General features: G+C 40.1%; 37 protein-coding genes. 36 read left to right on the top strand and 1 reads right to left on the bottom strand.

The features are described from left to right. The first annotated feature begins 4 nt into the window (after positions 1–4). The 36 genes from rplD to rpsI all read left to right on the top strand — a co-directional run bounded on the left by rplD (position 5) and on the right by rpsI (position 19,163). A complete protein-coding gene (gene rplD / locus LJD61_RS15525; RefSeq protein ID WP_255228460.1) occupies positions 5–628 on the top strand; it encodes a 50S ribosomal protein L4 in 624 nt (207 codons plus the stop codon). Further along, entirely contained in the window at positions 628–915 is a 288-nt protein-coding gene (gene rplW / locus LJD61_RS15520) for a 50S ribosomal protein L23 (protein ID WP_255228459.1), read from the top strand. The genes rplD and rplW overlap by 1 nt, the downstream gene beginning before the upstream one ends. A gap of 115 nt (positions 916–1,030) precedes the next feature. Beyond that, positions 1,031–1,864, top strand: a complete 834-nt coding sequence (gene rplB, locus LJD61_RS15515; protein ID WP_255228458.1) for a 50S ribosomal protein L2 — start codon at positions 1,031–1,033, stop codon at positions 1,862–1,864. An 87-nt stretch (positions 1,865–1,951) separates the two neighbouring features. Then, the gene (gene rpsS, locus LJD61_RS15510) at positions 1,952–2,236 is read left to right on the top strand and encodes a 30S ribosomal protein S19 (RefSeq protein ID WP_255228457.1); all 285 of its coding nucleotides are present in this window, start codon (positions 1,952–1,954) and stop codon (positions 2,234–2,236) included. 29 nt (positions 2,237–2,265) lie between these two features. Further along, positions 2,266–2,601 (top strand): 50S ribosomal protein L22, encoded by a 336-nt coding sequence (rplV, locus tag LJD61_RS15505; RefSeq protein ID WP_255228456.1) that lies wholly within the window; start codon positions 2,266–2,268, stop codon positions 2,599–2,601. Positions 2,602–2,618: 17 nt separating this feature from the next. Next, a complete protein-coding gene (rpsC, locus tag LJD61_RS15500; RefSeq protein ID WP_255228455.1) occupies positions 2,619–3,287 on the top strand; it encodes a 30S ribosomal protein S3 in 669 nt (222 codons plus the stop codon). A 1-nt stretch (position 3,288) separates the two neighbouring features. Next, a complete protein-coding gene (gene rplP, locus LJD61_RS15495; protein ID WP_255228454.1) occupies positions 3,289–3,729 on the top strand; it encodes a 50S ribosomal protein L16 in 441 nt (146 codons plus the stop codon). Beyond that, positions 3,719–3,925 (top strand): 50S ribosomal protein L29, encoded by a 207-nt coding sequence (rpmC, locus tag LJD61_RS15490; RefSeq protein WP_255228453.1) that lies wholly within the window; start codon positions 3,719–3,721, stop codon positions 3,923–3,925. Before rplP ends, rpmC begins: the two co-directional genes overlap by 11 nt. Positions 3,926–3,944: 19 nt before the next feature. Then, on the top strand, positions 3,945–4,199 hold the full coding sequence (gene rpsQ, locus LJD61_RS15485) for a 30S ribosomal protein S17 (RefSeq protein ID WP_255228452.1): 255 nt from the start codon (positions 3,945–3,947) through the stop codon (positions 4,197–4,199). Between the two features lie 21 nt (positions 4,200–4,220). Continuing rightward, the gene (gene rplN, locus LJD61_RS15480; protein WP_255228451.1) at positions 4,221–4,589 is read left to right on the top strand and encodes a 50S ribosomal protein L14; all 369 of its coding nucleotides are present in this window, start codon (positions 4,221–4,223) and stop codon (positions 4,587–4,589) included. A gap of 13 nt (positions 4,590–4,602) precedes the next feature. Further along, entirely contained in the window at positions 4,603–4,932 is a 330-nt protein-coding gene (rplX, locus tag LJD61_RS15475; RefSeq protein ID WP_255228450.1) for a 50S ribosomal protein L24, read from the top strand. A gap of 25 nt (positions 4,933–4,957) precedes the next feature. Further along, complete coding sequence (rplE, locus tag LJD61_RS15470) at positions 4,958–5,497, top strand: 50S ribosomal protein L5 (protein WP_255228449.1); 540 nt, start codon at positions 4,958–4,960, stop codon at positions 5,495–5,497. A gap of 18 nt (positions 5,498–5,515) precedes the next feature. Further along, positions 5,516–5,701: a type Z 30S ribosomal protein S14 gene (locus LJD61_RS15465; protein WP_255228448.1), complete on the top strand. Its 186-nt coding sequence runs from the start codon at positions 5,516–5,518 to the stop codon at positions 5,699–5,701. Between the two features lie 26 nt (positions 5,702–5,727). Next, positions 5,728–6,126 (top strand): 30S ribosomal protein S8, encoded by a 399-nt coding sequence (gene rpsH, locus LJD61_RS15460; RefSeq protein ID WP_255228447.1) that lies wholly within the window; start codon positions 5,728–5,730, stop codon positions 6,124–6,126. A 27-nt stretch (positions 6,127–6,153) separates the two neighbouring features. Continuing rightward, positions 6,154–6,696 carry a 50S ribosomal protein L6 gene (rplF, locus tag LJD61_RS15455; RefSeq protein WP_255228446.1) on the top strand — a complete coding sequence of 181 codons (543 nt, stop codon included), beginning with the start codon at positions 6,154–6,156 and terminating at the stop codon, positions 6,694–6,696. A gap of 19 nt (positions 6,697–6,715) precedes the next feature. Then, the gene (rplR, locus tag LJD61_RS15450; RefSeq protein WP_255228445.1) at positions 6,716–7,084 is read left to right on the top strand and encodes a 50S ribosomal protein L18; all 369 of its coding nucleotides are present in this window, start codon (positions 6,716–6,718) and stop codon (positions 7,082–7,084) included. Positions 7,085–7,102: 18 nt separating this feature from the next. Then, positions 7,103–7,603: a 30S ribosomal protein S5 gene (rpsE, locus tag LJD61_RS15445; protein ID WP_255228444.1), complete on the top strand. Its 501-nt coding sequence runs from the start codon at positions 7,103–7,105 to the stop codon at positions 7,601–7,603. 12 nt (positions 7,604–7,615) lie between these two features. Then, a complete protein-coding gene (gene rpmD, locus LJD61_RS15440) occupies positions 7,616–7,795 on the top strand; it encodes a 50S ribosomal protein L30 (RefSeq protein WP_255228443.1) in 180 nt (59 codons plus the stop codon). 20 nt (positions 7,796–7,815) lie between these two features. Continuing rightward, on the top strand, positions 7,816–8,256 hold the full coding sequence (gene rplO, locus LJD61_RS15435) for a 50S ribosomal protein L15 (protein WP_255228442.1): 441 nt from the start codon (positions 7,816–7,818) through the stop codon (positions 8,254–8,256). Position 8,257: 1 nt separating this feature from the next. Beyond that, on the top strand, positions 8,258–9,514 hold the full coding sequence (secY, locus tag LJD61_RS15430) for a preprotein translocase subunit SecY (protein ID WP_255228441.1): 1,257 nt from the start codon (positions 8,258–8,260) through the stop codon (positions 9,512–9,514). Positions 9,515–9,538: 24 nt separating this feature from the next. Further along, the gene (locus LJD61_RS15425) at positions 9,539–10,180 is read left to right on the top strand and encodes an adenylate kinase (protein WP_255228440.1); all 642 of its coding nucleotides are present in this window, start codon (positions 9,539–9,541) and stop codon (positions 10,178–10,180) included. 4 nt (positions 10,181–10,184) lie between these two features. Further along, on the top strand, positions 10,185–10,928 hold the full coding sequence (map, locus tag LJD61_RS15420; protein WP_255228439.1) for a type I methionyl aminopeptidase: 744 nt from the start codon (positions 10,185–10,187) through the stop codon (positions 10,926–10,928). 14 nt (positions 10,929–10,942) lie between these two features. Then, positions 10,943–11,224 (top strand): KOW domain-containing RNA-binding protein, encoded by a 282-nt coding sequence (locus LJD61_RS15415; protein WP_255228438.1) that lies wholly within the window; start codon positions 10,943–10,945, stop codon positions 11,222–11,224. Positions 11,225–11,231: 7 nt separating this feature from the next. Next, entirely contained in the window at positions 11,232–11,450 is a 219-nt protein-coding gene (infA, locus tag LJD61_RS15410; RefSeq protein ID WP_255228437.1) for a translation initiation factor IF-1, read from the top strand. A gap of 16 nt (positions 11,451–11,466) precedes the next feature. Then, positions 11,467–11,580 (top strand): 50S ribosomal protein L36, encoded by a 114-nt coding sequence (gene rpmJ / locus LJD61_RS15405; RefSeq protein WP_015617468.1) that lies wholly within the window; start codon positions 11,467–11,469, stop codon positions 11,578–11,580. Between the two features lie 91 nt (positions 11,581–11,671). Then, the gene (gene rpsM, locus LJD61_RS15400) at positions 11,672–12,043 is read left to right on the top strand and encodes a 30S ribosomal protein S13 (RefSeq protein WP_255228436.1); all 372 of its coding nucleotides are present in this window, start codon (positions 11,672–11,674) and stop codon (positions 12,041–12,043) included. Between the two features lie 32 nt (positions 12,044–12,075). After that, on the top strand, positions 12,076–12,474 hold the full coding sequence (rpsK, locus tag LJD61_RS15395) for a 30S ribosomal protein S11 (protein WP_255228435.1): 399 nt from the start codon (positions 12,076–12,078) through the stop codon (positions 12,472–12,474). 19 nt (positions 12,475–12,493) lie between these two features. After that, complete coding sequence (gene rpsD / locus LJD61_RS15390; RefSeq protein WP_255228434.1) at positions 12,494–13,120, top strand: 30S ribosomal protein S4; 627 nt, start codon at positions 12,494–12,496, stop codon at positions 13,118–13,120. Between the two features lie 66 nt (positions 13,121–13,186). Next, entirely contained in the window at positions 13,187–14,134 is a 948-nt protein-coding gene (locus tag LJD61_RS15385) for a DNA-directed RNA polymerase subunit alpha (RefSeq protein ID WP_255228433.1), read from the top strand. A 19-nt stretch (positions 14,135–14,153) separates the two neighbouring features. After that, on the top strand, positions 14,154–14,495 hold the full coding sequence (gene rplQ / locus LJD61_RS15380; RefSeq protein WP_255228432.1) for a 50S ribosomal protein L17: 342 nt from the start codon (positions 14,154–14,156) through the stop codon (positions 14,493–14,495). A gap of 309 nt (positions 14,496–14,804) precedes the next feature. After that, positions 14,805–15,635 carry an energy-coupling factor transporter ATPase gene (locus LJD61_RS15375; protein ID WP_255228431.1) on the top strand — a complete coding sequence of 277 codons (831 nt, stop codon included), beginning with the start codon at positions 14,805–14,807 and terminating at the stop codon, positions 15,633–15,635. Then, positions 15,620–16,480: an energy-coupling factor transporter ATPase gene (locus LJD61_RS15370; RefSeq protein ID WP_255228430.1), complete on the top strand. Its 861-nt coding sequence runs from the start codon at positions 15,620–15,622 to the stop codon at positions 16,478–16,480. Before LJD61_RS15375 ends, LJD61_RS15370 begins: the two co-directional genes overlap by 16 nt. Beyond that, positions 16,473–17,276: an energy-coupling factor transporter transmembrane component T family protein gene (locus tag LJD61_RS15365; RefSeq protein WP_255228429.1), complete on the top strand. Its 804-nt coding sequence runs from the start codon at positions 16,473–16,475 to the stop codon at positions 17,274–17,276. Before LJD61_RS15370 ends, LJD61_RS15365 begins: the two co-directional genes overlap by 8 nt. Next, complete coding sequence (gene truA / locus LJD61_RS15360) at positions 17,273–18,016, top strand: tRNA pseudouridine(38-40) synthase TruA (RefSeq protein ID WP_255228428.1); 744 nt, start codon at positions 17,273–17,275, stop codon at positions 18,014–18,016. Before LJD61_RS15365 ends, truA begins: the two co-directional genes overlap by 4 nt. A 298-nt stretch (positions 18,017–18,314) precedes the next feature. Continuing rightward, on the top strand, positions 18,315–18,749 hold the full coding sequence (gene rplM / locus LJD61_RS15355; RefSeq protein WP_255228427.1) for a 50S ribosomal protein L13: 435 nt from the start codon (positions 18,315–18,317) through the stop codon (positions 18,747–18,749). A gap of 21 nt (positions 18,750–18,770) precedes the next feature. Next, positions 18,771–19,163, top strand: coding sequence for a 30S ribosomal protein S9 (rpsI, locus tag LJD61_RS15350; protein WP_255228426.1), 393 nt, complete (start codon positions 18,771–18,773; stop codon positions 19,161–19,163). Positions 19,164–19,245: 82 nt separating this feature from the next. Here the strand turns inward: rpsI and LJD61_RS15345 are convergent, their stop codons facing one another. Next, positions 19,246–19,560: a hypothetical protein gene (locus LJD61_RS15345; protein WP_255228425.1), complete on the bottom strand. Its 315-nt coding sequence runs from the start codon at positions 19,558–19,560 to the stop codon at positions 19,246–19,248. Between the last annotated feature and the right edge of the window lie 132 nt (positions 19,561–19,692).

Genomic DNA, 19,692 nt, shown 5'->3' with positions numbered 1-19,692 from the left:
TGCTATGCCTAAGGTAGCTTTATATAATATAGGCGGACAGCAGGTCGGCGATATAGAATTAAAAGATAGTATATTTGGTGTAAATGTTAATGTTGAAGCTATGCATCAGGTTGTGAAGATGCTTTTAGCGAATAGAAGACAAGGAACTCAGTCAGCTCTTACAAGAGCAGAAGTGCGCGGCGGCGGAATCAAGCCTTGGAGGCAAAAAGGGACAGGAAGAGCAAGACACGGAAGCATCAGATCACCTCAATGGACTCATGGAGGTATCGTATTTGCTCCAAAGCCAAGATCCTACAGATATACATTGCCTAAGAAAATAAGAAGAATAGCAATGAAATCTGCCTTGAGTTCAAAGGTAAATGATAATAATATAATAGTTTTGGATGAACTGAATTTTGATGCACCAAAGACAAAGCAGGTTGTAACCATGCTTCAGAATTTAAATGTTGATTCAAAAACTTTGATAGTATTATCCGAAAAGAATGAGAGCGTAGAAAAATCCGCAAGAAACATTCCCAATGTAAAGACCTCCTTGGTTAATACATTAAATGTTTACGATATTTTAAACTATGATAAATTCATCATAACAAAATCAGCGGTTGAGAAGGTTGAGGAGGTGTACGTATAATGAATGCCTACGATATCATAAGAAGGCCCGTTATCACAGAAAAGAGCATGGGCGAAATGGCAGATAAAAAATACACCTTTATAGTAGATATCAATGCCAATAAAAATCAGATAAAAAAAGCCGTAGAAGAAGTTTTTAAAGTAAAAGTCGATAAGGTAAATACTATAAGAATGATGGGCAAAATGAAGAGAATGGGCAGATATGAAGGCAGAAGGCCCGGATACAAGAAAGCCATCGTTAAGCTTACCCAGGACAGCAAGGCAATTGAGTTCTTCGAAGGGCTATAATCTGGAGCTCAGGTTTCAGAGCTCAGAACTCAGGATATTAGGGTAGGGCGCTGGAGCCGGTGAAAAGTGAAAGCGGTCGCCGATAATTACCGCTTAAAACAGGAGGAGAAATAATATGGCGATAAAGAAATATAAACCTACTTCTCCCGCCAGAAGATTTATGACGGTTTCAACCTTTGAAGAGATTTCAAAGACAGAGCCGGAAAAATCCTTGGTTGAAATAATCAAGAGCAAGGCAGGGAGAAATAACTACGGAAAGATAACAGTCAGACATCAGGGCGGCGGACATAAAAGAAAATATAGAATAATAGATTTCAAGAGAGATAAAGTGGACATTCCTGCAAAGGTTGCCGCTATAGAATATGATCCGAACAGAACAGCAAATATAGCCTTGTTAAACTATGTTGACGGTGAAAAGAGATATATAATAGCACCCCATGGTTTAAAGGTAGGAGATACTGTAATATCTTCAGAGGATGCAGATATTAAAGTCGGAAATGCATTATCCCTAAAAAACATCCCTGTGGGTACTTTTGTTCATAATATTGAGCTTAAGGCCGGCAAGGGTGGTCAGCTGGTTAGAGCAGCAGGAAACGCAGCCCAGCTTATGGCCAAGGAAGGTAACTATGCTCAGCTTAGACTTCCATCCGGTGAAGTAAGAATGATAAGGATTGAATGCAAGGCAACCATCGGTCAGGTAGGAAATCTTGAGCATGAGATCATAAGCATAGGTAAAGCCGGAAGAAAGAGGCACATGGGAATAAGACCTACGGTAAGAGGTTCCGTAATGAACCCTGTAGACCATCCGCATGGCGGCGGTGAGGGCAAGTCACCGGTAGGAAGACCCGGACCTTTAACTCCTTGGGGCAAACCTGCACTTGGTTATAAGACAAGAAATAAAAAGAAACTGTCCAACAAATTTATTGTTAAGAGAAGAAATGAGAAATAATTCTTGTAGGACATGGGTTGCGAGTTGCGAGTTAGGTTTTTACATAACCCGCAGTCGCAACAAAATAGTTGGGAAGGAGGCAAATTAATGAGTAGATCGATTAAGAAGGGGCCTTTTGTAGAAGAAAAACTATTTAAGAGAATAGTTGAAATGAATAAATCCGGCAAGAAAGTTGTTCTGAAAACATGGTCAAGAAGCTCCACAATATTCCCGGAAATGGTAGGCCATACTATTGCTGTTCATGATGGAAGGAAGCATGTTCCGGTTTATATTGTTGAAGACATGGTGGGACACAAGCTTGGGGAATTCGCGCCTACCAGAACCTTCAGAGGACATGGCAATCATACAGAAAAATCAACTTCACTTAAATAATAATCCTAATACGGAAGGAGGTACATCCCGTGGAAGCAAGAGCAGTTGCTAAATATATAAGAATTTCCTCAAGGAAAGTCAATATAGTAATTGATTTGATCAGAGGGAAAAAAGTGGGTGAAGCTTTTGCCATATTAAAGCATACTCCAAAAGCTGCATCTGTAATACTGGAAAAGCTGTTAAAGTCAGCAGTTGCAAACGCTGAGAACAATCACAACATGGATGTTGATAAGCTATATATTTCTGAGGCCTACGCAACTCAAGGACCTACACTCAAAAGATTTATGGCAAGTGCAAAAGGCCGTGGTGTTAGAATATTGAAGAGGACCAGTCATATAACACTTGTTGTATCAGAAAAAGAATAAAGAAGGAGGGATTCTTAGTGGGCCAAAAGGTAAATCCACACGGACTTAGAGTGGGCATAATAAAGGACTGGGATTCTAAATGGTATGCAAATGATAAGGATTTTTCAGACCTTTTAATAGAAGACAATAAAGTAAGAGAATTTTTAAAGAAAAAGCTGTTTGCTTCAGGCATATCAAAGATAGAGATTGAAAGAACCGCTAACAAGGTTAAGCTTAACATATTCACAGCAAAACCGGGCATGGTTATCGGCAAGGGCGGAGCAGGCATTGAAGCTCTTAGAAAAGAAGTTGAAAAGCTTGTAAACAATAAAAGCGTTTCAATAAATATATCAGAAATAAAAGTACCTGAGCTTGATGCTCAATTGGTAGCAGAAAATATAGCTGCTCAATTAGAGAAGAGAATATCCTTCAGGAGAGCCATGAAGCAGTCAATGCAAAGAACAATGAGAAGCGGTGCAAAGGGAATAAAGGCTATGACTTCAGGAAGACTTGGAGGAGCCGAAATTGCCAGAAGCGAATGGTACAGAGAAGGTACTATACCACTTCAGACATTGAGGGCTGACATTGATTATGGCTTTGCGGAAGCTCACACCACCTACGGAAGAATAGGTGTGAAGGTTTGGATATACAAAGGGGAGGTACTTCCAGAAGCTAAGAAAGTAGTTGAGGAAGGAGGAGTAGAATAATATGTTGATGCCAAAAAGAGTTAAACGTCGTAAGCAAATGAGAGGCAAAATGGCAGGTAAAGCCTTGAGAGGCAATACCATAACATATGGTGAATATGGATTGAAGGCTGTTGAGCCTGCTTGGATCACAAGCAATCAGATAGAAGCTGCCAGAATTGCCATGACAAGATATATAAAAAGAGGCGGTCAGGTTTGGATAAAGATATTCCCTGACAAGCCGGTTACAGAAAAACCTGCTGAAACTCGTATGGGTTCGGGAAAGGGTTCACCAGAATACTGGGTAGCGGTAGTAAAACCGGGAAGAGTATTATTTGAAATTGCGGGTGTATCTGAGGAGGTTGCACGAGAGGCTATGAGACTGGCTATGCATAAACTGCCCGTAAAGTGCAAATTCGTAACCCGTCAGGAAACTGAGGAAGTGGGTGAAGGTAATGAAGGCTAATAAGATCCGAGAAATGTCATCAAACGAACTAGAACAAAAGCTTTTAGAACTCAAAGGTGAACTTTTCAATTTAAGATTTCAAATGGCTACCGGTCAGTTGGAAAACCCTATGAAAGTCAGAGATGTTAAAAAGTCCATTGCACGTGTAAAGACTATTCTCAGGGAAAAGGAACTCAAAGCTGTAGAGAACAAATAGTCGAGAGGAGGTTTAGTCTGTGGAAAGAGGTAACAGAAAGACAAGGACCGGAAAAGTAGTTAGCGATAAGATGGATAAAACAATAGTTGTTGCCATTGAGACGCTGGTGCGACATCCGTTATATAAAAAATCAATAAAGAGAACAACAAAATTTAAAGCTCATGATGAAAACAACGAGTGCAAAATTGGCGATAGAGTTACAATAATGGAAACAAGGCCTTTAAGCAAAGAGAAAAGATGGAGACTTGTTGAGATAATTGAGAGAGCAAAGTAAATTCCGAAAGGAGGGTTTTGAATGATTCAACAAGAATCGCGCTTAAGAGTAGCAGACAATTCGGGCGCAAAGGAACTATTGTGCATTCGCGTAGTAGGCGGTTCATTGAGGAGATATGGAAACATTGGAGATATAATAATTGCTTCTGTTAAAGATGCAACGCCAGGTGGTGTTGTTAAAAAAGGCGAGGTTGTAAAAGCCGTAATAGTTAGAAGCAAGAAGGGTTTAAGAAGACCGGACGGCAGCTATATAAAGTTTGATGAAAATGCAGCCGTTATAATAAAAGATGACAAGCAACCAAAGGGAACCCGTATATTCGGACCTGTTGCAAGGGAGCTTAGGGAAAAAGACTTTATGAAGATCATATCCTTAGCACCTGAAGTGCTCTAAAGGAGGTGGCATTATGGAAGCTAAAAAATTGCATGTAAAAAAGGGAGATACAGTAGTCGTAATCTCCGGTAAAGATAAAGGCAAAAAGGCAAAGGTGCTTGTTGGACTTCCAAAGGACGGCAAGGTGATAGTGGAAGGCGTAAACATGAGCACTAAGCACAAGAAACCATCTCAAAAAGTTCAGCAAGGCGGCATAATACACCAGGAATCACCTATATTTGCTTCCAAAGTTATGCTTTGGTGCGATAAGTGCAAAAAAGGTGTAAGAGCAGGCAAGAGAATATTGCAAGATGGAACAAAAGTAAGATACTGCAAGAGCTGCAGTGACATGTTAGATAAATAAAAGGCTCTGAAAGGAGGTAAAATAATTGGCTAGGCTTAAAGAAAAGTACTTGAATGAAGTAGCTCCTGCTATGATGCAGAAGTTTCAATATAAAAGCGTAATGCAGATCCCAAAGCTTGAAAAGGTTGTTTTGAACATGGGTTTGGGAAATACTAAGGACAATGCAAAGGGTCTTGATGCTGCCGTATCGGAATTAGCTTTGATAGCAGGTCAGAGACCGGTAGTAGTAAAGGCTAAGAAATCAGTTGCTGCTTTTAAAGTTAGAAAAGGTATGAATATCGGTGCTAAAGTAACTTTAAGAGGAGACAGAATGTTTGAATTTGTTGATAAGCTATTCAACGTTTCATTACCCAGAGTAAGAGACTTCAGAGGTTTATCTACAAAATCCTTCGACGGCAGGGGAAATTACGCACTGGGCATAAAAGAACAACTTATTTTCCCGGAAATTGAATATGATAAAGTGGATCAAATCAGAGGAATGGACATAATTTTTGTTACAACTGCAAATACCGATGAAGAGGCAAGAGAACTGCTGAAACTCCTCGGAATGCCTTATGCAATTTAGTGGATAGGAGGGAAAAATGTGGCAAAAAAATCTATGATGTTAAAGCAACAAAGAACTCCGAAGTTCTCTACCAGGGCTTACAATAGATGCAAGATTTGCGGCAGACCCCACGGATACTTAAGAAAATTCGGAATTTGCCGTATATGTTTTAGGGAATTAGCGTACAAAGGACAGATACCAGGAGTGAAAAAAGCCAGCTGGTAAGCGTTATCGTAAAGGAGGTAAGAAATATGGTTATATGCGACCCAATTGCTGATATGCTAACAAGAATAAGGAACGCAAACACTGTAAAACATCACACAGTCGATGTTCCTTTATCAAATATAAAAAAGGCTATGGCCGAGATTCTTTTAGAAGAAGGATATATAAAATCCTTTGAGATAATTGATGATGGCGCACAGGGTATGATCAGAATCACATTAAAGTATACTCCCAACAAAGGCAAAGTTATCACCGGACTCAAGAGAATAAGCAAGCCCGGGTTGAGGGTTTATGCTAAGAGAGATGAAGTTCCCAAGGTATTAGGCGGCTTAGGCATAGCTATAATATCAACTTCAAAGGGAATCATGACTGATAAGAATGCCAGACTGGAAGGTTTGGGCGGAGAAGTACTTTGCTACGTATGGTAGCAGATCTTCATAACAGGAGGTGGAAAAATGTCTAGGATAGGTAAACTACCTGTATCAATTCCTCAGGGAGTTGAAGTTAAAATAGATGCAAAAAATGCATTGACTGTAAAAGGGCCCAAAGGACAGCTTCATAAGAAGCTTAACGAAGACATGATCATAGAAGTTGATAATGGGGTTCTTACAGTAAAAAGGCCGACAGATGAAAAAGAGCATAGAGCCTTGCACGGCTTGACGAGAGCTCTTATCCACAACATGGTGGAGGGAGTAAGCAAGGGCTATGAAAAGACTCTTGAAATAAACGGAGTTGGATATAGAGCAGCAAAGCAAGGCAATAAGCTGACTTTGACTATTGGATATTCACACCCCGTAGAGTTTGTTGATCCGGAAGGTATCACAACAGAAGTACCCGCTCCCAACAAAATAATCATAAAGGGAATTGACAAAGAATTGGTTGGGACACATGCGGCAAACATCAGGGCTGTCAGAGAGCCTGAGCCATATCTTGGGAAGGGTATCAAATACAGCTATGAGCATGTAAGACGCAAGGAAGGCAAAACCGGTAAGAAATAATGGAAAGAGGTGACTCAGATTGATCACAAAAGCCAGTAAAAATGACTTGAGAAAGAAAAGACATTTAAGAGTTAGAACAAAGGTTTTTGGAACTGCTGAAAGACCGAGACTCAATGTATTCAGGAGTCTTAACAATATATATGCACAGATAATAAACGATGATTCAGGTGTTACATTAGTCGCTGCTTCAAGCCTTGACAAAGATGTTAAGGAAAAGTTCGCAAATGGCGGCAATAAGGAAACTGCAAAGGCAGTAGGCGAGTTGGTTGCTAAAAAAGCCATTGAAGCAGGGATTAAGCAGGTCGTATTCGATAGAGGCGGTTATATTTATCATGGTAGAGTTATGGAACTTGCCAGTGCAGCTAGAGAAGCAGGACTTGAATTTTAAAGATAAGGAGGGAATTTAATGCAGCCAATTGATGCCGGCAAGTTAGACCTTAAAGAAAAGGTTGTTGCCATAAACAGAGTTGCTAAGGTTGTTAAAGGCGGAAGAAACTTTCGATTCAGTGCGATTGTTGTAGTCGGAGACGGAAACGGCTATGTAGGCGTGGGAACTGGAAAATCGATAGAAATTCCGGATGCAATAAAAAAAGGCATAGAAGATGCTAAAAAGAATATGATAAAGGTGCCTATTGTAGGAACTACAATTCCTCATGAAGTGATAGGAAAATCAGGCTCAGGAAGAGTGCTTTTAATGCCTGCTGCTGAAGGTACCGGAGTTATAGCAGGCGGACCAGTAAGGTCGGTTCTGGAATTGGCGGGTATCAGGGATATAAGAACAAAATCCTTGAGATCCAATAACCCTAGAAATATGGTCAACGCAACAATAGAAGGCCTCTCATCCCTCAAGACAGCAGAAGAAGTTGCTGAACTGCGCGGGAAAACAGTTGAAGAGATACTAGGTTAGGGGGGAAGTACCTTGGCTAAAATAAGAATAAAGCTGGTTAAGAGCATAATCGGCAGAAAAAAAGATCAGATAGATACAGTAAAAGCATTAGGCTTGAAAAAATTGAACAGCATAGTTGAACAAGATGATACTCCTCAGATAAGAGGGATGATAAGCAAGGTATCATTCTTGTTGGAAGTTGAGGAAATATAGTAAAGGAGGTGTAAACAGCCATGAAATTACATGAACTAAAACCTGCTGAAGGTTCTACAAGAGAAAGAAAAAGAAGAGGCAGAGGCACAGCCAGCGGTCAAGGAAAAACCGGCGGCAGAGGACAAAAAGGGCAAGGCTCTCGTTCAGGCGGCGGTGTAAGAATAGGTTTTGAAGGCGGCCAGATGCCTTTGTATAGAAGACTTCCTAAAGTAGGATTTACCAATATATTCAGAAAAGAATATGCTATAGTTAATGTAAGCGATCTAGATGTTTTTGAGAGCGGAGCTGTAGTCACTCCTGAAGACTTAAAAGCAGTTGGATTGGTTAAAGCAGAAAAAAGCGGGATCAAAATATTAGGAAATGGCGACTTAAACAAACAGCTAACAGTTAAGGCTCATAAGTTTAGTAAGACTGCAGAGGAGAAGATAACAGCATCAGGAGGAAAGGTAGAGGTGATTTAAGGTGTTCAATACTATTAGAAATGCATGGAAAATACCGGATCTCAGGAAAAGGATGATATTCACCCTTTTAATGCTTGTAGTATTCAGATTAGGAAGCTTTATCCCTGTACCCGGGATGAATACGGAAGCTCTAGCCAGTCTGATTGAATCAGGCGGATTACTGGGCTTCTTTGATGTGATTTCTGGTGGAGCATTTAAGAATTTTGCAATATTTGCAATGAACATAACACCATATATTAACGCCTCTATTATAATGCAGTTGTTGACTATCGCTATACCAAGCCTCGAAGCTCTTGCAAAAGAGGGAGAAGAGGGAAGAAAGAAAATAGCACAATATACAAGATACGGAACTGTTGTATTAGCATTGATACAGGCAACGGCCTTAAGTATAGGATTAAAGGGATATCTCCTTAAAACAGATTTCATGTCTGTTACTTTAGTTGCTTTATCACTTACTGCTGGAACAGCTTTCTTGATGTGGTTGGGAGAACTCATAACAGAAAAGGGAGTAGGAAACGGTATATCCCTTATAATATTTGCAGGTATTGTATCCAGAATCCCTGTTGGCGCAAACCAGATATTTCAGCTATACAAGGCCAAAACAGCTTCAATATTTGAGATCATAGGCTTTGTAATATTAGCTATAATCATTATCATGGGTGTTGTCATGATACAGGAAGGCCAGAGAAGAATACCAGTGCAATATGCAAAAAGAGTAGTCGGAAGGAAAATGTATGGTGGGCAGAGCTCACATATTCCTCTTAAAGTAAATCAGGCAGGAGTTATACCAGTAATATTTGCAATGTCAATAATTGAATTCCCGAAGCAGATCGTAGGATTCTTCCCCGGCAGCGGAGCATATGCTTTCTTTAACAAATATTTCGCATGGGGCACATGGCTTCATGGAATACTATACGCGTTGCTGATTATTGGTTTCACTTACTTCTATACTGCAGTAACCTTTAATCCCGTAGAAGTATCCAACAATATAAAGAAATACGGTGGTTTTATACCCGGCATCAGACCTGGAAAACCTACTTCAGACTTTATACAAAGATCATTGTCCAGAATAACATTGGTTGGTGCCATTTTCTTAGCTTTAATAGCGATATTGCCCATATTCATAATGGCATTTACCAATATAAAAATATTCTTTGGAAGTACTTCATTGCTTATAGTTGTGAGTGTCGCCATGGAAACTGTTAAACAAATTGAAGCTCAGATGATAATGAGAAATTATCAAGGTTTCTTGAAGTAATTTGCAGATTGGAGATGTATGTAAATGAGAATTGTATTATTGGGACCTCCTGGAGCCGGAAAAGGTACACAGGCTGTAAAATTGGTAGAAAAATACAATATACCCCATATATCTACAGGCGACATATTTAGAAAAAACTTAAAGGAAAAAACAGAATTAGGTTTAAAAGCAAAAGAATATATGGATAAGGGTCTTCTGGTTCCGGATGAATTGGTGGTTGACATTGTGAAAGACAGACTGGTGGAGGAGGACTGCGCTAAAGGGTTCCTTTTAGACGGTTTTCCGAGGACCGTTGACCAGGCGGATGCTTTGGAAACAGAATTAAGCAAGCTTGGCATAAAGCTGGACGGGGTCATCAATATTGAAGTTGAAGACGAAGTTCTCATAGGCAGGCTCACCGGAAGACTGGTATGCAGAAAGTGCGGAGCCACCTACCATTCAAAGTTTAACAAGCCAAAAGCTGAAAATGTCTGTGATTTGTGTGGAGGAGAGCTTTACACCAGAGATGACGATAAAGAAGAAACTGTTAAGAATAGACTTTTAGTATACAAAAATCAGACACAACCTCTCATAGACTATTATACGAAAAAAGGCATGCTGAAAACCATAGACGGCGAAGCAGATACCGATACTGTATTTGCAGAAATATGCAAAGCTTTGGAGTAAGCCTATGTATATTAAGTCAGATAGAGAAATTGAAATCATGAGGTCGGCAGGAAGAATAGTTGCCGAAGTTCTTGAAAAGATGAAAGAGGTAATCCAACCTGGAATTACTACTAAAGAGATAGATCAGCTGGCAGAGGAGCATATTAAGAAAAGCGGAGGAATACCCGCCTTTCTGGGATACAATGGTTATCCTGCCAGTGTGTGCGCTTCAGTTAATGAAGAGGTAGTACATGGAATACCTGGCCATAGGGTTTTACGTGACGGAGACATTATTGGAATAGATGTTGGAGCATTCTATAATGGCTACTGCGGAGATGCCGCCAGAACCTTTGAAGTCGGAAACTGCTCTGAAAAAGCCAAGAGACTTATAAAAGTTGCCGAAGAAAGCTTTTTCGCAGGAATAGAATATGCCCAGGAGGGCAACAGGCTTCAGGATATATCCCACGCTATACAAGTACATGTTGAGTCCAACGGATTTTCAGTTGTAAGATCCCTTGTAGGCCACGGGATCGGCAAAAATATGCATGAGGATCCTCAAGTACCTAATTACGGCCTGCCTAAAAGAGGGCCTAGACTAACAGCCGGATTGACATTGGCTATTGAACCTATGATAAATGAAGGAAAGTTTCATGTGAGAACTCTTTCTGACGGATGGACAGTGGTCACATCAGACGGAAGTCTTTCAGCACATTACGAGAACACAATAGTCATAACTGCCAATGGGCCTGAAATATTGACAAAGCTATAGTTGGGGTGATTGCAATGAAGAATATGCAGCCGGGTCAGATAGTCTATTCAACTGCAGGAAGAGATGAAGGAAGAAAATTCATCGTTCTCAGTATAATAGATGACAACTATGTCTATATTTCAGATGGGGACTTGAGAAAGGTGGATAAACCTAAGAAAAAGAAGTTTAAACACCTTAAGTCAACCGGTATTATAGCCGATTTAATAAAGGAAAAGCTACTTTCTAATATAAAAGTTGAAGACTGCGAAATTAAAAAATATTTAGCTCTTTTAAGTAAAAAGGAACAGGAGGTCTGATTACCTTATGTCAAAACAAGACGTAATTGAAGTTGAAGGCAAAGTTCTAGAAGCCTTGCCAAATGCGAACTTTCTGGTAGAACTGGAGAATAAGCATAGAATTTTAGCTCATATATCAGGAAAATTAAGAATGAATTTTATCAGAATATTACCCGGAGATAAAGTAACAGTTGAACTATCGCCCTATGATCTGACCAGGGGCAGAATCACATGGCGCGGTAAATGATCGAGGAGGGTTTAAAATGAAGGTTAGACCATCGGTAAAACCTATATGCGAAAAGTGCAAAGTAATAAAAAGAAAAGGCAGAGTTATGATAATCTGCGAAAACCCCAAGCACAAGCAGAAACAAGGTTAAAATCCTCCTGAGGGAGCGGCTGCATCTTTTAGGTGCCCTCAGCGGATTTTCATATATTAGATTTAACATACAGTTGGAGGTGTAGAGATTAATGGCAAGAATCGCCGGTGTTGACTTACCGAGGGAAAAGAGAGTAGAAATAGGCCTCACTTATATATATGGAATTGGTAGAAAAACATCAAACAAGGTTTTAGCTGAAGCCGGTGTTAACCCCGACACAAGGGTTAAAGACCTTACTGAAGCTGAAGTAGGAAGATTGAGAGAAGCAATAGATAAAAACCATAAGGTTGAAGGCGACTTAAAGAGAGAGGTTTCACTAGCCATAAAAAGACTTGTTGAAATCGGTTGCTTTAGAGGCGTTCGTCATAGAAAAGGTTTGCCTGTAAGAGGACAAAGAACTAAGACGAATGCAAGAACAAGAAAAGGTCCGAAGAGGACAGTCGGAGTAAGAAGAAAGAAGTAAAATGATTTCCTAAGAAAAGGAGGTATAATTTAATGGTTGCAAAGCCAAAGGCAAAAAGGACAAGAAAAAGAAGAGAACGTAAAAATGTTGAAAAAGGAGCAGCCCATATCCAGTCAACATTCAACAATACAATAGTTACCCTCACTGATGCAACAGGTAACGCCCTTTCATGGTCCAGTGCGGGATCTCTAGGATTCAGAGGCTCGAAAAAGAGTACACCATTTGCTGCTCAAATGGCTGCGGAGGTGGCTGCCAAAGGAGCTATGGAACATGGATTGAAATCCATTGAAGTTTATGTTAAGGGACCTGGATCAGGCAGAGAAGCGGCTATCAGGTCATTGCAGGCTGCAGGACTTGAAGTAAGCATGATAAAGGATGTTACTCCCATACCACATAACGGCTGCAGACCGCCAAAACGTAGAAGAGTTTAATAAACAGGAGGTGTGACGATTGGCTAGATATACCGATGCAGTATGTAGATTATGCAGAAGAGAAGGCATGAAGCTTTATCTCAAAGGCGACAGATGCTACACTGACAAATGCTCTATAGCCAGGAGAAATTATGCTCCGGGTCAGCATGGTCAGAGCAGGAAAAAGATGTCCAACTACGGACTTCAATTAAGAGAGAAGCAAAAAGTAAGAAGAATATATGGAATTTTAGAAAACCAGTTCAGATTATACTTTGAAAAAGCTGAAAGAATAAAAGGGGTAACCGGTGAAAACCTCTTGAGACTCCTTGAACAGAGGCTTGACAATGTAGTTTTCAGAATGGGTTTTGGAGATTCAAGAAACGAAGCAAGACAGCTTGTAAGACATGGACATTTCACTGTAAATGGCAAAAAGGTTGACATTCCGTCTTATCAAATAGAGTTAAATGACTTGATTGCAGTAAAAGCCGGCAGCAAAAGTTCAGATAAATTCAAGGAGCTTGCAGAAGCAGCTGCAGCAAAGACAGCTCCTCAATGGTTATCCGTCAATGCAGAAATGATGGAAGCAAGGGTAATATCACTTCCGGTAAGGGAAGACATAGATATGCCTATAGAAGAGCACCTGATTGTTGAGTTATATTCTAAGTAATGGAATTAGAATCAGTTACCCTCGCAAAAATATAAGTATGGTTAATATAAGGAGGGTTTTAATAGGATGATAGAGATAGAAAAGCCGAAAATCGAGTGCGTAGAAATGTCGGAAGACTCAAAGTATGGCAAATTTGTGGTGGAACCTTTGGAAAGAGGGAACGGGACTACCCTTGGAAATTCCTTGAGGAGAATACTTCTTTCCTCTCTTCCCGGTGCCGCAGTTACACAGGTAAAGATTGATACTGTACTGCATGAATTTTCTACTATTCCCGGTGTTGCTGAAGATGTTGTCGAGATAATACTCAACATCAAAAATCTTGCATTAAAAATGCATGGAGACAGCAGCAAGGTCATAAAGATTGATGCTCAAGGGGAAGGCATAGTAACAGCTGCTGATATTACTGCCGATCCGGATATTGAGATAATAAATCCTGATCTGTATATAGCTACACTGGGCGAAGGCTCAAGGCTATATATGGAAATGACCGTAGAAAAGGGCAGGGGCTATACTACGGCTGAAAGGAACAAACAGGCTAACCAACCTATTGGGGTGATACCTATAGACTCCATTTTTACTCCGGTCAGGAAGGTAAACTACAGCGTAGAAAATACCCGTGTAGGCAACAGAACAGATTATGACAAGCTGACCCTTGAGATTTGGACAAACGGAGCGATCAGTCCGGATGAAGCAGCCAGCTTAGGAGCAAAGATACTGAGCGAGCATTTAAATCTCTTTATTACTCTTACCGATCATGTAGGGGATGTTGAAATACTGGTGGAAAAAGAAGAAGACAAGCGTGACAAGGTATTGGAAATGACCATCGAGGAATTGGATCTTTCCGTCAGATCTTTCAACTGCTTAAAGAGAGCCGGAATAAATACTGTAGAAGAGCTCACCCAAAGGACTGAAGAAGATATGATGAAGGTAAGGAATTTGGGTAAGAAATCTCTTGAAGAAGTTCAGCAAAAACTAGAGGCACTAGGTTTAAGCTTAAAACCAAGCGACGATTAAGCGATAAGGAGGTATAGTCATGGCAGGATACAGGAAGCTTGGACGTACTAGCGATCAAAGAAAAGCAATGCTCAGAAATCTTGTTACCGCCCTTTTAGAGCATGATAAAATCATGACTACGGCTACAAGAGCGAAAGAAACTCAGAGCATAGCTGAGAAGATGATCACCCTTGGCAAAAGAGGCGATCTTCATGCTAAACGTCAAGCATTATCATATATAACTAAAGAAGATGTAGTTAAGAAACTGTTTGACGAAATTGCACCAAAATATAAGGAAAAGAACGGCGGATACACCAGAATACTAAAGGTGGCTCCAAGACGTGGAGACGGTGTTGAAGTAGTACTATTGGAATTAGTATAATTACATTGGGGCTGGGGATTAAGTCTATGCTTAGTCCCATGTTTTTTATGGATGTATTATGTTGTTCTAACTGATAACGATTGCGGAAGCTCCGAGACTAAGAGTTTGTAAGCTTGTATAGGGTTGCGTCAAAACTCGCTTCGGCTCAAACAGTTGACGCAACTTGTTCTATACTTCGCTAACAAACTCTAAGCTCCTTCACGATGCACTCTTTTATCAGTTAAAACAACTAAGATTCATAAACTGCTAAAAAGAGTTATTACAGTAGAACTTCAGAATACTGTTAATATTAAAGAGGGTATCTTAAATATGATAAAAACTGAGAATGTAACATTTAAATATTCAAATCATGAAGGCAGCGATTTTTTTGCTTTAAAGGGGATAAATATTGAGGTAAAGGAAGGCGAATTTATCGCCGTATTGGGCCATAACGGCTCTGGTAAATCTACCTTTGCCAAGCATTTGAATGCTTTGTTATTGCCCTTTGAGGGAGCAGTATACATAAGCGGAATGGATACAAGAGATGAAAAGAATTTATGGAATATAAGACAAACTGCAGGCATGGTATTTCAAAATCCTGATAATCAAATCGTTGCAACAATAGTTGAAGAGGATGTGGCATTCGGCCCCGAGAACCTGGGCGTAGATCCCAAGGATATAAGAAAAAGAGTGGACGAGGCTCTCCTTACTGTTGATATGTTTGAATACAGGAAGCACAGCCCTCACCTTTTATCAGGGGGGCAGAAGCAGAGGATTGCTATAGCAGGCATACTTGCGATGAAACCCCGATGCATAATACTTGACGAACCTACTGCTATGCTTGATCCATCAGGCCGCAAGGAAGTTATTGAAACCATAAAAAAACTGAACAAAGAAGAAAATATTACAATAGTATTGATAACTCACTATATGGATGAAGCCGTAAATGCTGATAGAATATATGTTATGGAAGAAGGCCAGGTAGTGATGCAAGGAACGCCTAAGGAAGTTTTTTCAAAGGTTGAAGAAATAAAAGCCATAGGTCTTGATGTTCCTCAAGTCACTGAGCTTGCTCATATGCTGATCGATGAAGGGATCAATTTACCCTCTGATATTTTAACCGTTGAGGAAATGGTGGTGGAACTATGCCGATTAAAGTAGAAAACTTAGTGCATATATACATGAAAGACACGGTGTTTCAACACATTGCTCTGGATAATGTATCTTTTACCATTGAAGACGGTGATTTTATCGGCCTTATCGGCCATACAGGCTCGGGAAAGTCTACATTGATTCAACATCTGAACGGTTTGTTAAAACCCACCTCAGGAAAAATATATATTGATGATATTGATATCAATTCTAAGGAAACATCTCTAAAGGTTATAAGGCAGAAAGTAGGCTTGGTATTTCAATATCCGGAGCATCAGCTTTTTGAAGAAACCGTTTATAAAGATGTAGCTTTCGGGCCTATAAATCTGAAATTAAGTGAAGATGAAGTTTTAGAGAGAGTCAAAGCTTCTCTCGGATTGGTCGGCTTGAAATACGATGAGGTCAAGGACAAATCGCCCTTTGATCTTAGCGGCGGGCAAAAGAGAAGGGTGGCAATAGCCGGTGTATTAGCTATGAAGCCTAAGGTGCTGATACTTGACGAACCTACTGCCGGCTTGGACCCAAGAGGCAGAGACGAAATACTGAACCAGATAAAATTGCTTCACAAAAAAGAGAAAATAACCATCATACTCGTATCCCACAGCATGGAAGACATCGCTAAACTGGTTGATAAAATTCTGGTCATGAATAAAGGCAAGATTCAGTTTTTGGATACTCCCCGGAAGGTATTTAAGGAAGCGGAGACATTGGAGAGGATCGGCCTCGGAGTGCCGCAGGTATCAAATCTTATCAGGGAGCTCAGAAAAAAAGGCTTCCCGATAGAAGACTGCATCTCCGTGGAAGAAGCCAAGACTGCAATTATTAATGTGATTAGAGGTAAGAAAGATGCTTAAGGATATAACAATAGGACAATATATACCTGGAGACACTCCGGTCCACAACTTGGACCCGAGAGTAAAGATCATAATAACCTTTGCATTTATTGCCGCACTGTTTTTTATAGATAAGTTTTTCGGATATCTGTTTGTTTTAGCATTTATGGTGATGTCCGTAGCTCTTTCCAAGATACCTGTAAAGCTTCTCTTTAAAGGGCTTAAGCCTCTTATAGCAATAATACTTTTGACTGTCGCCTTAAATATTTTTATGACAGAAGGGGAAGTTATTTATAGCATATGGAAGCTCAAGATCACCAAGGAGGGCCTGATACAAGCCGGATTCATGGCTTTAAGGCTCATATTCCTCATAACAGGGGCTTCATTGCTTACTCTGACTACCTCTCCCATATCCCTGACGGACGGCATAGAAAAGCTGCTGAATCCTTTAAAGATAATCGGAGTGCCTGCTCATGAACTGGCAATGATGATGACCATCGCCTTGAGATTCATTCCTACGCTTTTGGAGGAAACGGATAAGATAATGAAGGCTCAGATGGCCAGAGGTGCGGACTTTGAAACAGGCAACATCGTAAGCCGTGCAAAAGCTATGGTTCCTCTACTGGTGCCGCTTTTTATAAGTGCCTTCAGGAGGGCTGACGAACTGGCATTAGCTATGGAAGCGCGATGCTATAGAGGCGGAGAAAACAGGACCAGAATGAAACAGCTGATCCTTGAATTCCGGGATTTTGCGGCGATATGTATCACAATAGTTTTTTTTGCTGCAATACTCTGGAGCAGATATTTGGTAAGATGAGAAATATTAGAATAATTGTTGAGTATGATGGAACAAACTATAAAGGATGGCAAATGCAAAAGAATGCTCCTTCCATTCAGGAAGAGATACAAAATGCCATTTTGAAAATAACCGGTGAAAATGTGAATCTCATTGGAGCAGGCCGGACTGATGCAGGCGTTCACGCCAGAGGGCAGACCGCTAATTTCATCACAAACAGCAGAATTCCTTCTGAAAAGTTTGCATGGGCCCTTAATTCAGTTCTGAAAGATGACATCGTAATAAAAGAATCCGCTGAAGCAGCAGAAAGCTTTCACTCAAGATATGATGCCAAATCCAAGATATACAGCTATGTTATACACAGAGGGCTCTTTCCCCCTGCTATAATGAGAAGCTATGTATACCATGTGAATTGCGGCAGGCATATGAACATGCAGGAAATGAAAAAGGCAGCGGCACATTTTGTAGGCACCCATGATTTTAAGTCATGCATGTCTGCAGGCAGCACTGTAGTAAACACAGTCAGAACAATCTACAGCATAGAAGTGCAGGAAGACGGCGATTATATAAAAATTTCTTACCATGGCAATGGATTTCTATATAATATGGTAAGAATAATAACCGGAACCATGCTTTATGCAAGCATCGGGAAAATAAAAACAGAAGATATTCCGGATATTATTAAAAAAGGCAGCAGAGAGCTGGCCGGAATCACAGTACCCGCCCATGGGCTTTGTTTGGAAAAAGTATACTATGACTAAGCATAATCGACAATTATATATTGACACACTTGGTGCATTGTATTAGAATATTAGTGTTGCGAATTTTGATCCACTGCCCCGGATCTGGGTATCGACAACATTTAATTATAGACAGATATTACTGAAGCTTTGAAGGCTTTTAAGTTTCTAAGTGGGATTCGAAACTAACGCTTATTGAAGCTTGACGTTAATTTTTAAATATGTTCAATAAGTGCAGATATAATGTAATGTATTTGCAGTCGTAACTACGATACAGGGTTACGAGGATTGAAAAAAACTATTGCAAGGAGGTATAGGGATGAAGTCATTTATGGCAAAAGCCGAAGATGTTCAAAGAAAATGGTATGTTATAGATGCAGAAGGCAAAGTCCTTGGAAGATTAGCCAGTGAAGTTGCAAAAATTTTAAGAGGCAAGCATAAGCCTATATATACACCCCACGTTGATACTGGAGATTTTGTAATCATAATAAATGCAGAAAAGATTGTTCTTACAGGCAATAAGTTAGACCAGAAGATGTACAGAAAGCATTCACTTTATCCGGGAGGCTTGAAAGAGACTCCTTATAGAAAAATAATGGCCAACACACCTGAAAGGGCCATTGAAGCAGCAGTAAAAGGAATGCTTCCTCATAATAGCCTGGGCAGAAAAATGTTCAGCAAATTAAAAGTATATAAGGGTTCGGAACATGAACATCAGGCTCAGAAGCCTGAAGTGCTCGAACTCAATATATAATGTAGGAAGGAGGAAGTAGTTGTGGCGAAAGTTCAATATTACGGAACAGGCAGAAGAAAACACGCTGTTGCCAGAGTAAGACTAGTACCTGGAGATGGGAAAATAACCATAAATGGTAGAGATATTGACAATTATTTCGGGATGGAAACCCTTAAGCTTATAACAAGACAACCATTGGTTTTAACAAATACAGTAGGAAGATTTGATGTGCTCACAACTGTTGTCGGAGGAGGCTATACCGGTCAGGCCGGCGCAATAAGACACGGCATATCAAGAGCTTTGCTGGAAGCTGACAAGGAATTAAGACCTGTACTGAAGAAGGCCGGCTTCCTGACGAGAGACCCAAGAATGAAGGAAAGAAAGAAATACGGCTTAAAGAAAGCCAGAAGAGCACCACAATTTAGCAAGAGATAATCTTATCAAAATGGAAAATGTCAAAAACCCAGAAACAACAACGGTTTCTGGGTTTTATTTTGCTTAGCAGGCTTTTCCTATATCAATTGTGATTCAGTCTTCCTTCCGGCATGTTTGCTATCAATTGCATAGCAAGAATTGCACCGCATTGCATCCCGATTTCCATATAGACATCCTGTATAGTGCCGGAATAATTGTAAACCTTGCTTGTTATCTTTTCGCAGTCATCCCTTTCGGGAAATTTCTTTTCTATCATCTCAATAGCAGATTTACTGGCATCTTCTATCCGCTGTTTATAAGATTTATTGCTAATTTCAACGCATTCGACGCCATGCAGTAAAAATTCACGGATGTGCTGTATATCCAGCCTGTCAAAGATTTCAGTGATATAGCTCATGCCAGCACCTCCGAACTTTTCAAAAGCCAAACGCAGCCCTTCATATTCTGCTGATAAACAAGCTTGTTTAATTCTTCTTGGTTAGTCATAATAATACTTCCTTTCAAAATTTGTACAGCTTATCTTGAAAGA

It is taken from the genome of Lutispora saccharofermentans, from assembly GCF_024363565.1.
In the GTDB taxonomy this organism is placed as follows: Bacteria; Bacillota; Clostridia; order Lutisporales; family Lutisporaceae; genus Lutispora; species Lutispora saccharofermentans.
The sequence above is the reverse complement of the archived record's forward strand: the minus strand, read 5'-3'. Positions and strand labels throughout refer to the sequence as shown.

Coding starts and splice junctions, on each gene's coding strand:
- LJD61_RS15370 (WP_255228430.1), top strand. CDS start 15,620: ATGCCGATTAAAGTAGAAAACTTAGTGCATATATACATGAAAGACACG.
- LJD61_RS15375 (WP_255228431.1), top strand. CDS start 14,805: ATGATAAAAACTGAGAATGTAACATTTAAATATTCAAATCATGAAGGC.
- rpsK (WP_255228435.1), top strand. CDS start 12,076: ATGGTTGCAAAGCCAAAGGCAAAAAGGACAAGAAAAAGAAGAGAACGT.
- rpsS (WP_255228457.1), top strand. CDS start 1,952: ATGAGTAGATCGATTAAGAAGGGGCCTTTTGTAGAAGAAAAACTATTT.
- rplW (WP_255228459.1), top strand. CDS start 628: ATGAATGCCTACGATATCATAAGAAGGCCCGTTATCACAGAAAAGAGC.
- LJD61_RS15385 (WP_255228433.1), top strand. CDS start 13,187: ATGATAGAGATAGAAAAGCCGAAAATCGAGTGCGTAGAAATGTCGGAA.
- infA (WP_255228437.1), top strand. CDS start 11,232: ATGTCAAAACAAGACGTAATTGAAGTTGAAGGCAAAGTTCTAGAAGCC.
- rplX (WP_255228450.1), top strand. CDS start 4,603: ATGGAAGCTAAAAAATTGCATGTAAAAAAGGGAGATACAGTAGTCGTA.
- map (WP_255228439.1), top strand. CDS start 10,185: ATGTATATTAAGTCAGATAGAGAAATTGAAATCATGAGGTCGGCAGGA.
- rplO (WP_255228442.1), top strand. CDS start 7,816: ATGAAATTACATGAACTAAAACCTGCTGAAGGTTCTACAAGAGAAAGA.
- LJD61_RS15425 (WP_255228440.1), top strand. CDS start 9,539: ATGAGAATTGTATTATTGGGACCTCCTGGAGCCGGAAAAGGTACACAG.
- LJD61_RS15415 (WP_255228438.1), top strand. CDS start 10,943: ATGAAGAATATGCAGCCGGGTCAGATAGTCTATTCAACTGCAGGAAGA.
- rplN (WP_255228451.1), top strand. CDS start 4,221: ATGATTCAACAAGAATCGCGCTTAAGAGTAGCAGACAATTCGGGCGCA.
- rpsM (WP_255228436.1), top strand. CDS start 11,672: ATGGCAAGAATCGCCGGTGTTGACTTACCGAGGGAAAAGAGAGTAGAA.
- rpsE (WP_255228444.1), top strand. CDS start 7,103: ATGCAGCCAATTGATGCCGGCAAGTTAGACCTTAAAGAAAAGGTTGTT.
- rplF (WP_255228446.1), top strand. CDS start 6,154: ATGTCTAGGATAGGTAAACTACCTGTATCAATTCCTCAGGGAGTTGAA.
- rplP (WP_255228454.1), top strand. CDS start 3,289: ATGTTGATGCCAAAAAGAGTTAAACGTCGTAAGCAAATGAGAGGCAAA.
- rplB (WP_255228458.1), top strand. CDS start 1,031: ATGGCGATAAAGAAATATAAACCTACTTCTCCCGCCAGAAGATTTATG.
- truA (WP_255228428.1), top strand. CDS start 17,273: ATGAGAAATATTAGAATAATTGTTGAGTATGATGGAACAAACTATAAA.
- LJD61_RS15365 (WP_255228429.1), top strand. CDS start 16,473: ATGCTTAAGGATATAACAATAGGACAATATATACCTGGAGACACTCCG.
- rpmJ (WP_015617468.1), top strand. CDS start 11,467: ATGAAGGTTAGACCATCGGTAAAACCTATATGCGAAAAGTGCAAAGTA.
- rplM (WP_255228427.1), top strand. CDS start 18,315: ATGAAGTCATTTATGGCAAAAGCCGAAGATGTTCAAAGAAAATGGTAT.
- rpmC (WP_255228453.1), top strand. CDS start 3,719: ATGAAGGCTAATAAGATCCGAGAAATGTCATCAAACGAACTAGAACAA.
- rpsH (WP_255228447.1), top strand. CDS start 5,728: ATGGTTATATGCGACCCAATTGCTGATATGCTAACAAGAATAAGGAAC.
- rplD (WP_255228460.1), top strand. CDS start 5: ATGCCTAAGGTAGCTTTATATAATATAGGCGGACAGCAGGTCGGCGAT.
- rplQ (WP_255228432.1), top strand. CDS start 14,154: ATGGCAGGATACAGGAAGCTTGGACGTACTAGCGATCAAAGAAAAGCA.
- LJD61_RS15345 (WP_255228425.1), bottom strand. CDS start 19,560: ATGAGCTATATCACTGAAATCTTTGACAGGCTGGATATACAGCACATC.